12 protein-coding genes are annotated in these 14,167 nt (G+C 71.0%); 4 read left to right on the forward strand and 8 right to left on the reverse strand.

Going from position 1 to position 14,167, the window contains the following annotated elements; translation table 11 throughout:
* Positions 1-51: 51 nt before the first annotated feature.
* Entirely contained in the window at positions 52-1,356 is a 1,305-nt protein-coding gene (locus tag B0B14_RS03705) for a DUF4921 family protein (protein ID WP_076680152.1), read from the reverse strand.
* A 14-nt stretch (positions 1,357-1,370) separates the two neighbouring features.
* Here B0B14_RS03705 and B0B14_RS03710 point away from each other — a divergent pair, with 14 nt between their 5' ends.
* Entirely contained in the window at positions 1,371-2,063 is a 693-nt protein-coding gene (locus tag B0B14_RS03710) for an NAD-dependent deacylase (protein WP_076680153.1), read from the forward strand.
* A gap of 61 nt (positions 2,064-2,124) precedes the next feature.
* On the opposite strand, the gene B0B14_RS03715 is transcribed toward B0B14_RS03710, so the two are convergent.
* Positions 2,125-3,498, reverse strand: coding sequence for an MFS transporter (locus B0B14_RS03715; RefSeq protein WP_076680154.1), 1,374 nt, complete (start codon positions 3,496-3,498; stop codon positions 2,125-2,127).
* A gap of 147 nt (positions 3,499-3,645) precedes the next feature.
* Between B0B14_RS03715 and B0B14_RS03720 the strand changes: the two genes are divergently transcribed.
* Both B0B14_RS03720 and B0B14_RS03725 read left to right on the forward strand, forming a co-directional pair.
* Positions 3,646-5,052, forward strand: a complete 1,407-nt coding sequence (locus tag B0B14_RS03720; protein ID WP_076680155.1) for an FAD-binding oxidoreductase — start codon at positions 3,646-3,648, stop codon at positions 5,050-5,052.
* The gene (locus tag B0B14_RS03725) at positions 5,049-5,858 is read left to right on the forward strand and encodes an alpha/beta fold hydrolase (protein WP_076680156.1); all 810 of its coding nucleotides are present in this window, start codon (positions 5,049-5,051) and stop codon (positions 5,856-5,858) included. The genes B0B14_RS03720 and B0B14_RS03725 overlap by 4 nt, the downstream gene beginning before the upstream one ends.
* On the opposite strand, the gene B0B14_RS03730 is transcribed toward B0B14_RS03725, so the two are convergent.
* Both B0B14_RS03730 and B0B14_RS03735 read right to left on the reverse strand, forming a co-directional pair.
* Positions 5,852-6,502 carry a response regulator gene (locus B0B14_RS03730; RefSeq protein WP_076680157.1) on the reverse strand — a complete coding sequence of 217 codons (651 nt, stop codon included), beginning with the start codon at positions 6,500-6,502 and terminating at the stop codon, positions 5,852-5,854. The two genes, B0B14_RS03725 and B0B14_RS03730, sit on opposite strands and share 7 nt — an antisense overlap.
* Positions 6,499-8,124 (reverse strand): sensor histidine kinase, encoded by a 1,626-nt coding sequence (locus tag B0B14_RS03735; RefSeq protein ID WP_083710316.1) that lies wholly within the window; start codon positions 8,122-8,124, stop codon positions 6,499-6,501. Before B0B14_RS03735 ends, B0B14_RS03730 begins: the two co-directional genes overlap by 4 nt.
* Before the next feature lie 164 nt (positions 8,125-8,288).
* On the opposite strand from B0B14_RS03735, the gene B0B14_RS03740 reads away from it, so the two are divergent.
* Positions 8,289-9,824 carry a CitMHS family transporter gene (locus tag B0B14_RS03740; protein WP_143733612.1) on the forward strand — a complete coding sequence of 512 codons (1,536 nt, stop codon included), beginning with the start codon at positions 8,289-8,291 and terminating at the stop codon, positions 9,822-9,824.
* Positions 9,825-9,835: 11 nt separating this feature from the next.
* Here the strand turns inward: B0B14_RS03740 and B0B14_RS03745 are convergent, their stop codons facing one another.
* The 4 genes from B0B14_RS03745 to B0B14_RS03760 all read right to left on the reverse strand — a co-directional run bounded on the left by B0B14_RS03745 (position 9,836) and on the right by B0B14_RS03760 (position 14,140).
* Positions 9,836-10,708 (reverse strand): NYN domain-containing protein, encoded by an 873-nt coding sequence (locus tag B0B14_RS03745; protein WP_076680158.1) that lies wholly within the window; start codon positions 10,706-10,708, stop codon positions 9,836-9,838.
* Positions 10,709-10,715: 7 nt separating this feature from the next.
* Positions 10,716-11,714: a Gfo/Idh/MocA family protein gene (locus B0B14_RS03750; RefSeq protein ID WP_076680159.1), complete on the reverse strand. Its 999-nt coding sequence runs from the start codon at positions 11,712-11,714 to the stop codon at positions 10,716-10,718.
* A 57-nt stretch (positions 11,715-11,771) separates the two neighbouring features.
* On the reverse strand, positions 11,772-13,121 hold the full coding sequence (locus B0B14_RS03755; RefSeq protein WP_076680160.1) for an O-acetylhomoserine aminocarboxypropyltransferase/cysteine synthase family protein: 1,350 nt from the start codon (positions 13,119-13,121) through the stop codon (positions 11,772-11,774).
* Positions 13,122-13,198: 77 nt separating this feature from the next.
* Positions 13,199-14,140 carry a quinone oxidoreductase family protein gene (locus B0B14_RS03760; protein ID WP_083710318.1) on the reverse strand — a complete coding sequence of 314 codons (942 nt, stop codon included), beginning with the start codon at positions 14,138-14,140 and terminating at the stop codon, positions 13,199-13,201.
* Positions 14,141-14,167: the final 27 nt, after the last annotated feature.

The raw sequence follows: 14,167 nt of genomic DNA on the forward strand, positions 1-14,167 counted from the left end.
CTTCGGCGGAATCCCCGGTCTCGGCGTCGGGCCGCGCGACCGGCGGCGGGCTCAGTCGGCGTAGCGCAGCTGAACGTCGTCGGGGGTCATCTCGTCGCCGATGCGGATGCCGGGGGCGAGGCGCCCCTCGTCACGCAGGGCGAGGAGGCTCTCGACGGCGCGGCGCCGCAGCTCCCACGGGTCGATCGTGTTGACGTAGATCTTGGTGCCGCCCTCGAATCCGGCCGGCGTCGAGATGCGCCACTTCAGCACGATGCGCCACGGCATCGGCCACCCGGCTCCCGGCGGGCGGTAGTGCCACTCCTCGTTCGTCGGCACGTGCACGCCGGTCGCGGCGTGGAGCGCGTGCAGGAGGTCGCTGACGGCGCGCACCTCGTCGGCGGTGTGCTCCTGCGGCAGGTTCGCCGACGACGTCGAGTAGATCTCGAACGCGGGGTAGCGGTGCCCGACGCCCGCGAAGGCGACGGCTCCGTGTCCGGGGCCGCCGGCGGCGGCCACGACGAGGCGCTCGGCGACCGCGACATCCGCGATCGCGCGCTGGTAGAGATGACGGTCGCCGGCGAGCAGGCGCAGTTCGTGATCGGTCTGCGGTCCGTGCTCATCGATCGCGACGAGCTGTTTGTGGAGGTGCTCGAACGACGCCCCCGCGGGGCGGAGCCAGTTCTGGAACACGGCGACGTAGGCGGCGTTCGGCTGCGCCGCGGCGATCTCGGCGAGCGCCTGCACCGTGAACGCGAGGTAGGCCGCATGCTCGTCGGGGGTCAGCGCTCCCGCGGAGGCGAGCTGGTCGTCGGTGACAGCCCCGTCGATCACGTGGCGGCGGGCGACGACGACATCGTGCGAGCCTCCCACGAGGTCGAGCGCCGACTCCTCGAGGCTCTGGCCGAACCCGGATGCCGCACTGCGGATCGCCGCGAGCCGTTCGATGTGCGCCCGCCCGGCAGGCGTGGAGAGGTACTCCTGCGCCCACTCCACGACGGATGCCGGCTGACGGAATCCGTGATCCTCGCGCCAGTACTCCGCCGAGACGATCTCGAAGAGATTGCCGAACCGGCGGAACTCCGCCACGGTGTCGTGGAGGGCGTCGGCGCCCACGTGGCGGAGCTCCGTGTGCTCCGGTCCGACCAGTCGCGCCTTCTCGGGGGTCGTCTCGAGGTAGCGGTCCTCACAGAAGGCGCAGAGCCGCTTCTCCTCGCCCGGAGCGAGGGTGCGCACCTCGTCGCGGGGGAGCTCCAGCGGGCGGTTCGCGCGGCCCGGCACCGTCCACACGCGGGTGCCCGTGAGCGCGCCGACCTGCTTGACGGTGCCGTCGGGGAGACGCGTCAGCACGGCGGAGGGGAGAGCGGCATCGGTCACGTCACAATGGTGCCATGCGCATCGTCGTGCTCACGGGAGCCGGAATCTCGGCCGAGAGCGGGATCCCCACCTTCCGTGCCGACGACGGGCTGTGGGAGGGCCACCGCGTCGAGGAGGTGGCGACCCCTGAGGGATTCGAGGCCGACCCCGACCTCGTCCAAGGGTTCTACGACGCGCGGCGACGTGCCGCGGCATCCGCCCTCCCCAACGAGGCGCACGTGGCGCTGGCCACTCTCGAGGGCGCCGTCGGCGCCGACCTCCTCGTCGTGACGCAGAACGTCGACGATCTCCACGAGCGCGCGGGCTCGCGGCGGCTCGTGCACATGCACGGCGAGCTCGAACGGGCGCGGTGCCAGGCGTGCGGCGCGCGCCCGGCTTGGTCGCGCGCTCTCGCGGACCGGCCGCCGTGCCCCGCCTGCGGTGAGCGGATGCTGCGTCCCGACGTCGTCTGGTTCGGAGAGATGCCCTACGAGCTCGACCGCATCGAGGAGGCGATCGCCGCGTGCGACGTGTTCGTCTCGATCGGCACATCGGGGGCGGTGTATCCGGCCGCCGGATACGTGGCCCTCGCGAGTGCGTTCGGCGCCCGCACGGTCGAGCTCAACCTCGTGCCGAGCGCGGCGGTGGTGCCGTTCGACGAGGTGCGGACCGGGAGGGCGTCGATCGTCGTGCCGGAGTGGGTCGACGAGGTGATCCGCGGACGCTGAGGCGGAACGCCGATCCGCCCCGCCCTCGGATCGGGGACGGGGCGGATCGCCGGGAGGTCGCTCAGACGGCTGCGCGAGCGGCATCCCTCTGATCGATCATGCGCTCGCGGTCGGCGCGGTCGATCGAGTAGAGCGAGATGCCCTTCGTCTCGCGCATCGAGATCACGGCGACGAGCGTGACGCACGCCGCGATCGCGAGATAGATCGCGACCGGCAGCCACGTGAGGTACTGCTGCAGCAGGGCGGTGGCGATGATCGGCGCGAGCGAGCCCGCAACGATCGAGGTCACCTGGTAGCCGAGCGAGACACCCGAGTAGCGCATGCGCGTGGGGAACATCTCGGCCATGATCGCCGGCTGCGGGGCGTACATGAAGGCGTGGATGATCAGGCCGAGGCAGATCGCCAGGATGATGATGACCGGCTCGCGCGTGTCGAACATCGGGAAGGCGACGAAGCCCCAGCCCGCGGCGAGCACCGCGCCGATGAAGTACACGGGCCTGCGGCCGATACGGTCGGCCAGCGCTCCGACCGGCGTGATGACGAGCATGTGCACGACGTGCGCGATCACGAGCCACGTGAGGATGGCCGACACGTCCATCTCCAGGAACACCCGCAGGTACGTGATCGAGAAGGTCACGACGAGGTAGTACATGATGTTCTCGGCGAAGCGCAGGCCCATCGCGGTGATGACGCCGCGGGGGTAGCGCTTGATGACCTCGAGGACGCCGTAGCGTGCGCCTTCGATCTCCTCCTCCTCCTTGGCCTCGGTGAAGATCGGGGCGTCGGTGATGCGCGTGCGGATGTAGTAGCCGATCGCCACGATGATGACCGACAGCCAGAAGCCGATGCGCCAGCCCCACGAGAGGAAGGCTTCGGGGGAGAGCGTGCTGTTGAGCACGAGGAGCACGATCGTGGCGAGGAGGTTGCCCACCGGCACCGCGGCCTGCGGCCACGAGGCCCAGAATCCGCGGGAGCGGTCGGGGGAGTGCTCGGCCACGAGCAGGACGCCGCCGCCCCACTCGCCGCCCACGGCGAAGCCCTGCGCGAAGCGGAGGAAGATCAGGAGGCCGACGGCCCAGTAGCCGATCTGGTCGAACGTGGGGAGGCACCCCATGAGGAAGGTCGCGACGCCCACGAGGATGATGGCGACCTGCAGGAGCTTCTTGCGGCCGTACTTGTCGCCGAAGTGCCCGAAGACGATGCCGCCCAGCGGGCGGGCGATGAAGCCGACCGCGTAGGTGAGGAACGCCTGGATGATCGGGGTGTAGGGGTCGTCCGACGGCGGGAACATGATCAGGTTGAAGACCAGGGTCGCCGCGGTGGCGAACAGGAAGAACTCGTACCACTCGACGACGGTGCCCGCCATGGATGCGGTGACGACCCGGCGAAGACTGGACTGCTGAGGCGGGGCCTCGGGTGCTGTGGGGGTGGCCATGCGCAGAACCTCTCTGTAGAGCGCGAAGGCGGCAGGGGGATGCCGCCCGGGAGACGTTACCTGAAAGGTGATTCAGGTACAAGGTCTTCCCATGCACATGGCGTGTGCGTCGGTGCACGCCGACGTGGGCGTAGCGTGGTCTCCGCCATGACCGATGACCTGCTCACCGCGCTTCGCGCCGCCCTTCCCGCCGACACCGTGGCGACGGATGACGAGGTCCTCGCCTCGCACAGCCACGACGACGCGGAATGGGCGGCCTACGGCGCCCCGGCCGCCGTCGTGTTCGCCACCGGGGTCGACGATGTCTCGACCGCCGTCCGGATCGCGGCCGAGCGCGGCATCCCCGTGATCCCGCGTGGCACGGGGACGGGCCTGTCGGGCGGCGCGAACGCGACGGACGGGAGCCTGGTGATCTCGCTCGAGCGCATGACCCGCATCCTCGCGGTCGATGCCGGTGAGCGCTTCGCGGTCGCCGAAGCCGGCGTGCTCAATGACGCTCTCCGTCGCCGCGTCGCGGAGGACGGGCTCTGGTACCCGCCCGACCCGGCCTCGTACCGGATCTCCACGATCGGCGGCAACGTGGCCACCAACGCCGGTGGCATCTGCTGCGTGAAGTACGGCGTGACGCGCGACTACGTGATCGGCCTCACGGTCGTGCTGGCCGACGGTCGCGTCGCCAAGCTCGGTCGCACGACCGCGAAAGGCGTGACGGGCTACGACTTCGTGGGCCTCATGGTGGGCTCGGAGGGGACGCTCGGCATCGTGGTCGACGTCACCGTGTCGCTGCTTCCGCTCGGAGGGCGGGAGGAGCGCGCCGTCGTGGGCTACTTCGCCGAGCTGTCGGACGCCGGGCGCGCCGTCGCGGCGGTCACGTCGGCCGGCATCATCCCGTCCGCGCTCGAGCTCATCGACCGCACGTGCCTGAACGCCGTCGCGCAGTGGCAGGGCTGGACGCTGCCCGACGGCGCGCAGGCCCTGCTGCTGGCCATGGTCGACGAGGCGGGCGCTCGCGGCGACGAGCTCGCGGCGGACATCGCCGGGATCTTCGCGGATGCCGGCGGAGTCGACGTGCGGCGAGCGGACGACCCCGACGAGATCGACCTGCTCTTCGCCGCACGACGCCTCGCCTACCCCGCCCTCGAGCGACTCGGGCCGGTGCTGGCCGAGGACATCTGCGTTCCGCGCCGGGCCGTGCCGGAGATGCTCGCTCGCATCGAGGCCGCCGCCGCCGAGGAGGATGTCGTGATCGCCAACATCGCCCACGCCGGCGACGGCAACCTGCACCCGCTGATCATCGCTCCGGAGGGCGACGACGATGCCAAAGCGCGGGCCAAGCGGGCCTTCGACCGCATCGTCGACGACTGCCGAGCGCTCGGCGGCACGGTGACCGGCGAGCACGGCGTCGGACTCCTGAAGCTCCCCGGCGCTGCCGAGGAGCTGAGCCCGGTCGTGCTCGACCTGCACGCGGCCGTCAAGAACGCGCTCGACCCGCGCGGCATCCTCAACCCGGGCAAGGCGTTCCCCGCAGCTCCCGCATCGAAAGGCCGGTCATGACCGCTCTGCTCGCCGACGACGGCGTCCGCCTCGACCACACGCGCCACGGCGACCCCGCCGGCCGCCCCGTGGTGCTCCTCGCGGGGTTCAAGGCTGCCGCCTCGAGCTGGTCGTCCCAGCTCGGCGCCCTGACGGGGGCCGGGTACGACGTGCACGCGGTCGACATCCGCGGGCACGGCGTCGCGGACCGTCCGGCCGACGGCGTCGACATGGCGCGACGCGGACAGGATGTGCGCGATGTGCTCGACGGCCTCGATCTGCGCGGAGCCGTGCTCGTGGGCGGGTCGATGGGCGCGAACACCATCTGGTCGTACGTCTCGCAGTTCGGCGCGGGGCGGGTGGCAGGGATCGTGAGCGTCGACCAGACGCCGAAGATGCTCAACACGGCGGACTGGCCGTACGGCTTCTACGGATACGACGCGTCGAACATCGACACCTACTTCGCCGAGAGCATCCCCGACACGGGGAAGGGCACGCCGCTGTGGAAGCGCGGGATGCGTCTGGTGCGTCTGCTGCGGGCGATGAAGGGGGCCGAGCGCACCCTGACGCCCGGCGAACTCGCGCTGCTGAACGACCACGCGAAGGCGGACTGGCGGACCACCGTCGCGTCGACCGATGTTCCGGTGCTGTTCGTCGCGGGGGCGGAGAGCGAGTTCTGGCCGGCAGGGCACGCGGCGGCATCGGCGGCCCTCGCGCCGCGGGGATCGTCGGTCGTCCTGGCCGATGACGGCCATGCGGCGAACATCGAGCAGCCGGAGGCCTTCAACGCGGCGCTCCTGGCGTTCCTGGGGTCGGTCGGTCACTGACCCCGCACGGCGTAGCGGTGCTCCGGGCGACCCGTCGTGCCGTAGCGCAGCCGCACCTCGATCACCCCGCGGGTCGCGAGGGTGGACAGGTGTCGTTGGGCCGTGGCGCGCGAGATGCCGGCGCGCTCGGCCACCTCGCTCGCCGACGCCTCGTCCGCGCCGAGCTTCTCGAGGATGAGCTGCTCGGTCGCCGAGCGCGACACCGACGACTGATCGCCGGCACCGTGGAGGATGGCCAGCGCCCGGTCGAGCTCCTCCTGCGCGACGGGCCGGTCCGATGCGACGAGGTTGCGGAATCGTGCGTAGCGGTCCAGACGCTCGCCGAGCACCCGCGCGTCGAACGGCTTCACGAGGTAGGCGAGAGCGCCGGCGCGGAGCGCACGACGCACGGTGGCGGAGTCATCCGCCGCCGACAGCACCATCGCGTCGACGCCGGCGGTGCGCACGAGTTCGATCCCGTCGCCGTCGGGCAGGTACACGTCGACCAGGAGCAGATCGGGTCGCTGCGCGCGGATCGCGGCGGCCGCCTCGCCCACGGAGCGCACCGGCTCGCACGCCGTGAACCCCGGCCGCTGCCCGGCGATGCCCTGGTGCAGCGCTCCGACGCGGAAGTCGTCGTCGACGACGAGAACACGGATGCTCATGCTGGTCCTCTCTGATCCGCCCGGATGACGCCGGGCAGTCGGGCGCCGAACACGGCCCCTGACCCCTCTCCGCCGGAGTCGATGACCCAGACGTCTCCGCCCCGCCGGCGTGCGAGGTCGCGCGACAGGGGCAGTCCGATGCCGAGGCCGTGGATCGCATCGGCGGGCACCGCGTCGGCTGACCGACCGGCGAAGACGTCGACCCCGGCCGCGATGCCCGTGCCGGAGTCACTCACCGTGAGCACGAGTTCCGCGCCGTCGGTGAGGAAGCCCACCTCCACCGCCGCAGGCGGCGTCCCGGCGGCCGCGGCGGTCGCCGCGTTGTCGATCAGATTGCCGACGATCGTGGCGACGTCCTCCGCCTCGGCGACGACCCCGAGCATGAGGGTCTCGTCGCCGATGCTCAGGCGGATGCCCCGCTCGGCCAGCTCGATCGCCTTCGCGCCGAGGAACGACTGCAGGAACGGATCGGAGACGAGTTCGATGCCGCTCACGGCGACATCGACGGCACCGCGGTCGAGCTGCTCTGCGAGGAACTCCCGCGCATCCGGCACCCGTCCGGCGTCGATCAGGCCCGTGGCGACGTGCATCCGGTTCGCGAATTCGTGCCGCTGCACGCGGAGCGCGCCGGTCATCGCCCGCACCGTGTCGAGTCGCTGGCTCAGCGCGACCAGGTCGGTGCGGTCCCGCACGATGAGGACCTCGCCGAGATCGCGGCCGTCGCGGCGCACCGCGTGCGCGTCGAGATAGAGGATGCGCTCACCCCACGCGAGCCCTTCGCGGGCTCGGCCGTCGTGGGCCGCGGCGACCAGATCGGCGGGGAGGCCGAGGTCGGCGAGGGTGCGCCCGACCGGATCCGCGAGGTCGAGCATCCGGGCGGCCGCCGCGTTGCAGACGCGCACGACGCCCTTCTCGTCGAGCGCCACGACGCCGTCGCCGACGCCGTCGAGCACGGCGGCCTGGTTCTGGACGAGCGCGACGAGCTCTTCGGGCTGCAGGCCGAGAGTCAGCCGCTCCCACCGCCGCCGCATGAGCACCGTGGCCAGCGCCGCGAGCCCGAGTGCGCCGGCAGCCGCCAGCCCGATCGAGCCGAGGAGGACGGGCAGATCGTCGAACACGCTCGCGCGCTCGAAGCCGACGCTCACTTCGCCGACGGCGGCTCCGCCGGACGGCGGCAGCACGGGCACCTTCGCGCGTGCGGACTCGCCCAGCGTGCCCCGCTCCCACTCGACGACCTCGTTGCCGGCCAGCACCTCCGCGAACGGAGTCGACACGACCTGTCCGAGGAGGTCGTCGTCGGGGTGTGCGAGACGGATGCCGTGGTCGTCCGTGATGACGACGAACAGCGCGTCCGTGCGATCGGCGACGGCCGCGGCCAGCTCCTGCAGCTCGCCGCCGCGCAGCTGCGCGGCATCCGGAGTCCCGGGATCGGCGGAGAACTCGGCGACCAGAGCCCGGACGTCGGGATCCTCGGCGACGGTCCGGGCGATGTTCAGGGCCGACGTCTCCGATTCGGACCGCAGCTGCTGCACACCGACGACCAGGAAGACCGCCGTGCAGACCGCCACGACGGCAGCGACGAGAGCGAGCTGCAGCAGCAGGATCCTCGTTGCGAACCGCATCGTCCTCCTCGAACGCGCCATCGGTGCGCGTGAGCAATATGCGCGCAACACACGCTACGCGCACAAGGCACGGCAATGCGAGCAAGCGCGCGAGGTGTTCGGCGCCGCGCATAGATTCGCGGGAATCGCACACGCCGTCGTGTGCCCTGGACGAAGGAGTCGAGATGGAAGCGATGTTACTGGCGCTCGCGGCAGCCGCCGAAGAGGGCTACGACACGGCGTTCGTGCCGTCCGAGGGCGTGCTGGTGCTCCTCGGGTTCACGATGGTGCTCACCTTCATGGTGCTGATCATGACGCGGCGACTCACGCCCATGGTCGCGCTGATCCTCGTGCCCACGATCTTCGGCCTGTTCGCCGGCGCCGGGCTCGGTCTCGGCGACATGATCATGGATGCGATCGGCACCATGGCGCCCACCGCCGCCCTGCTGATGTTCGCGATCATGTACTTCGGCATCATGATCGACGTCGGGCTGTTCGATCCGCTCATCCGCGTCATCACCCGGCTGCTGGGCGACGATCCCGCGAAGGTCGTGCTCGGAACGGCCATCCTGGCGGGCGCCGTCTCGCTCGACGGCGACGGATCGACGACCTTCATCATCACGACCTCCGCGATGCTGCCGATCTACCTGCGCCTCGGCATGAGCCCCGTCGTGCTCACGTGCGTCGCCGGTCTGATGAACGGAACGCTCAACATCGTGCCGTGGGGTGGGCCGACGGTGCGCGCCGCGACGGCGCTCGGCATCGAGCCGACCGCGATCTTCGTGCCGATGCTGCCCTCGCTGGCTGCAGGTCTCGTCGTCTCCCTCGCGTTCGCGTGGTTCCTCGGCCTTTCGGAGCGCCGTCGCCTCGCGGGCTCGATCGACACGACGAAGCTCGACGGCACGAAGTCCGACGGGCTCCTGGGCGGCCCGCGCATCTTCCGCGGATCCGACGCGAAGCCGGGCGCCCGAGCGAACCTGCGCACCGGCAACATCGTCACGGTGGCCGGCGGCCGAGGAGGCGTGGCCGCGCAGGCGCTCGTCGATACCGCCGACACCGCGATGGCCGACACGATGCTCGACCCCAACCGATCGACATTGCGGCCGAAGCTGATCTGGTTCAACCTCGTGCTGACGCTCGCCGTGATGGTGCTGCTGGTGCTCGACCTGTTCCCGCTCCCGTACGTCTTCATGGTCGGCGCCGCCGTCGCCCTGGTGGTCAACTTCACGAAGCTCAAGAGCCAGGCCGACGAGATCGTCGCCCACGCGCCCTCGATCGTGGGGGTCGTGTCGATGGTGCTCGCGGCGGGCGTTTTGGTCGGCGTGCTCAACGGCACGGGGATGGTCGACGCGATGGCGTCGTGGATCACGACGGTGATCCCCTCGTCGCTCGGCCCCTACCTCGCCGTCATCACGGGCGTGCTGTCGATCCCGTTCACGTTCTTCATGTCGAACGATGCGTTCTACTTCGGCATCCTCCCGATCCTCGCCGAGAGCGCAGCCACGTACGGCATCTCTCCCGTCGAGATGGCGCGCGCATCGATCACCGGCCAGCCGGTGCACCTGCAGAGCCCGCTGGTGCCGGCGATCCTGCTTCTGGTGTCGCTGGCGGGAGTGAATCTCGGCGATCACCACAAGAAGGTGCTCTGGCGCGCGACGGTCGTGTCGCTCGTGATGCTCTTGGTGGGCGTGCTGGTGGGCTCGATCCCGTTCGCCGCGTAGTCGTGCCGGCGTCAGGCTCGCCCGGGGGCGAGCCTGACGCGCACGATGTTGGTCGACTCGTCGAGCTCGGCGACGGCGGAGTGCGCCTTCACGAAGTCCGAGAACGAACGGTGCCCGAGGCTCTTCTCGGTGAAGGAGGGGTCCATGCGCTTGAGTAGATTCTTCACGGCGGACAGGTGCATCCACTCCTCGTCGGTGCGCACCTGCTCGAGCTTGAGGGCGCGCTCGAGGAGTTCGGCCGACGGGTCGGCCTCGGGCTTGCGACGACGCGCGCGGGGCGCGGTTCCGGATGCCGCGGCATCGGCCTTCTTCTCCGGCTCGGGCAGGGTGATCCCGGGCAGCGAGTCGTACGAGTCGAATTGGTCGCACGCGGCCGCCAGCGACTTGGCGGTCGAGCCGGCGACGCCCACGCCCACGACGACGCGACCGAGCCGCTTGCAGCGCTGCGCGAGGGGCACGTAGTCGGAGTCGCCGGCGACGATGACGACGTGCGTGAGGTCGGGGAGGCGGAACATGTCCTCCACGGCATCCACGGCAAGACGGATGTCGGCTCCGTTCTTGGCGTACGCCGCGGCGGGGAACAGCTGCACGAGGTCGACCGCGCGCGCGACGAGCTGCGAGCGGTAGATCGCGTTCACGGGGCTCGACCAGTCGGCGTAGGCCCGCGTCAGCACGAGGGTGCCGAACGACGCCGCGTAGTCGATGATGGCGCCGACGTCGATCATCGCGGCGGCCAGGCGCGCGGCGACTTCGGGCTCGGAGGCGTTCTCCACGATCTTCTGTCGGTCGCGGGCATACGAATTGCGGCCGTGGACGCGGTCATACCACGACATGACGATGTTGTCGAAGTCGAGATAGACGGCGACGCGGGGTGTTTCGGCCATGGTGCTCCTACTTTCCTCCGGGGTATCGCACGCCGATCTGGGCGCGCACCTCGTCGAGGGTCTGCATGATCGCGATCGATTCGTCGATCGGAAGGATGTCGCCGTCGATGCGGCCCTCGGCGACGATGCGCGCGGCCTCCATCGCCTGGAACTGCATTCCGCGGCCGTCGATGCGGGTCGTGTACTCCTCGAGCACCGCCCCGTCGGGGGTCGTCACGCGGAACGAGGTCGGGGAGTACCAGACCTGATCGATGTCGAGGCGCGCGTCGGTGCCGATGATGTGGGCCGTGTTCGGTCCGGCCGCGCGGGACGACGAGATCGACGTCGACAGGGCGCCCGAGCCGTGCGTCATGATCGTGGCGACTTCGGTGTCGGCGCCCGTGTCGCCCAGGCGACCCTGCGATGTGATCGAGGTCGGCGCGCCCAGCACGTCGCACGCGAACGAGATCGGGTAGACGCCGAGGTCGAGGAGAGCTCCGCCGCCGAGCTCGAGGGCGTTGAGGCGATGCGCCGGATCGGACGAGATGCGCTGCGTGTGGTCGGCCATCACGGCGCGCACGTCGCCGAGCGTGCCTGCGGCGAGGATCTCGCGGATGCGCACCATGTGCGGCAGGTAGCGCGTCCACATGGCCTCCATCGCGAGCAGGCCGTTGCCGGCGGCGACGTCGCGGACGGCGATCGCCTCATCGGCGGTGAGCGTGAAGGGCTTCTCGATGAGCACGTGCTTGCCGGATTCCAGGGCGAGGATCGCCGGGTCCTTGTGGAAGGGATGCGGCGTCGCGATGTAGACGATGTCGACGTCGGGATCGGCGAGGAGGTCGCCGTAGGAGGCGTGGGCGCGAGGGATGTCGAACTCGACGGCGAACGCCTGGGCCGTGTCGGCGCTGCGCGACCCGACGGCCGTCAACGGCAGGCCCGCGGTGCGCAGGTCGGACGCGAACGACCGGGCGATGCTGCCCGGGCCGAGGATGCCCCAGCGCAGGGTGTTCGAAGGGGAATCGCTCATCCTCCGAGCGTACTCACCCTGCTCGCCCGGTTCGCGCACGCCCGGTCGTCGGGGCGGTCAGACCGCCGCCAGTTCGCGTTCGACGGGCTCGAGCACCCCGAGCGCCTGGGCGAGGTCTCCCACGACGTCCGCAGGGTCTTCGAGGCCGATCGACAGCCGGATCGTCGTCCATGAGATGCCGGACTCCGCGAGCTGCGCCGGCGTCATGTGGCTGTGCGTCATCGAAGCCGGGTGCGCGACGAGGGTGCGCGCATCGCCGATGTTGGCGACGAGACGCACGACCCGCAGCGCGGCGATGAAGCGCTCGACGCGGGCGAAATCGGCCTCGACGTCTCCCGTGGAGTGCACGTCGAAGGAGAACACGGATGCGGCGCCGCGCGGCAGATGACGCTGGGCGAGCGCGTGCCAGGGACTCGTGGTGAGACCAGGGTGATGCACGCGGGCGACGCCCGCGTGCCCATCGAGGAAGCGTGCGACCTCGAGCGCCGTGGCGCTGTGGCGCTGCATCCGCAGATCGAGCGTCTCGATGCCCTGAAGCAGCTGGAAGGCGTTGAAGGCCGACAGCGAGGGGCCGAGATCGTGCGAGTACTTCGTCTTGACGAGGGTGATGTACGCCTTCGCGCCGAAGCGGTCGTTGAGACTCCCGCCGCGGACGCGCGCGTAGTCCTCCGACAGCTGCGGGAAGCGCGCGGGGTGGGCGGCGAAGTCGAACGTGCCGAGGTCGACCACCGCGCCGCCGAGCGCGGCACCGTGGCCGCCCAGGAACTTGGTGGCCGAGTGCACGGCGATGTCGGCGCCGAGGTCCTTCACGCGCTGCAGGTAGGGCGTCGCGACCGTATTGTCGATCACGAGCGGAACCCCCGCCGCGTGGGCCAGGTCGGCGACGAGCCGCGTGTCCAGCACCTGGGCGAGCGGATTCGACACCGACTCGGCGAAGAACGCCTTCGTCTCGGGGCGGACGGCGGCGGTCCAGGCATCCGGATCGTCCTGATCGACGAACGAGACGTCGATGCCCCAGCCGGCGAACGTATCGCCGAGCAGATCGACCGTGCCGCCGTAGAGCTGGTTCGCGGCCACGATGTGATCGCCCGCGCGGGCGAGTCCGAGCAGTGCGAGCGCGACGGCGGCCTGACCCGACGCGACTCCCGCCGCGGCGACGCCGCCCTCGAGTGCAGCGACGCGCGCTTCGAGCACGGCGACCGTGGGGTTGGCCGCCCTGCTGTAGATGTCGCCCTCCTCGCGCAGGGCGAATCGCGCCCGCGCCTGGCTCAGCGACGCGAACTCGAACGCGTTCGACTGGTGGATCGGCGGGATGGCGGGGCTGTGCGCCTCGGTGGCGACGTACCCCGCCTGCACCTGCGCCGTCGCGAAGCCGTGCGAGGACGAGGGCGGACAGTGCTCGGACATGCGTCCATTGTGGGAGCGCGTCCCGGCGTGCCGGAAACCGTGTGTCGAACTGTTGCGCGCCGCCGTCCGCCGCCCCGCTAGGGGCGGAGCGTCACCTTGCCGTCGACGCCCTGCTCGACGACGCGCTGGGCCTCGCCGGCCTCCGCCAGCGGGAACGAGGGCCCGAGCTCGACGGAGAAGCGTCCGGAAGCCAGCAGCGCGATCGTGACGGGGATCGCCTCCGCGCGCCAGGCGAGCTGCTGCGGAGTGAGCGGATGCGGGCTTCCGCCCGAGAATCCGCGGATGCCCAGCCCGACGGCGTCCTTCCCTCGCACGAGCGTGGCGATGCGGGTCCTGTCTGCGAGGAGGTCGAGCGAGGCATCGAGAGCCTCGTCTGTGCCGGCGGCGTCGAGGATGACGGTCACGCCGTCGGGCGCCGCAGCGCGGACGCGCTCGACGAGTCCGTCGCCGTACGGCAGTGGGATGGCGCCGAGCTCGCGCACGCGGTCGGCGCGGCGATCGGAGGTGGTCGCGATGACCGTGGCGCCCCAGAGGACGCCGAACTGGATCGCGGCCTGGCCGACGGCGCCCGAACCGCCGTGCACGAGCAGCGTGTCGCCGTCGCGCACGCCGAGCGAGCGCAGCGCCTGGTACGCGGTCGCGACCGGGATGCCGAGCGCGGCGCCCTGCGCGGCCGACACGTGCGACGGACGCGGCTGGACCTGCGCGATCGGCAGGACCATGTCGCTGGCGTACGCGCCCTGTGCTCCGAAGACGACGACCTCGTCGCCCACACGGAATCCGTCGACGTCGCCGCCGACGGCGGTCACGACGCCCGCGGCATCCGCCCCGACGCGTCGCGGCTCGTCGATGTCGCCCGAGGGGCGCAGCCCCGACCGCAGCTTCCAGTCGATGGGGTTCACGCCGGCCGCCTCGATGCGGACGGCGACCTCTCCGTCGCCGACGGGCGGGAGGGTGATCTCGATCTCGCGGAGGACCTCGGGCCCGCCGAACTCGGTGTACACGATCGCGTTGCTCATGCTCGGGCAAACCCCCGCAGCGGCGAC

The organism is Microbacterium sp. RU33B, assembly GCF_900155915.1.
In the GTDB taxonomy this organism is placed as follows: Bacteria; Actinomycetota; Actinomycetes; order Actinomycetales; family Microbacteriaceae; genus Microbacterium.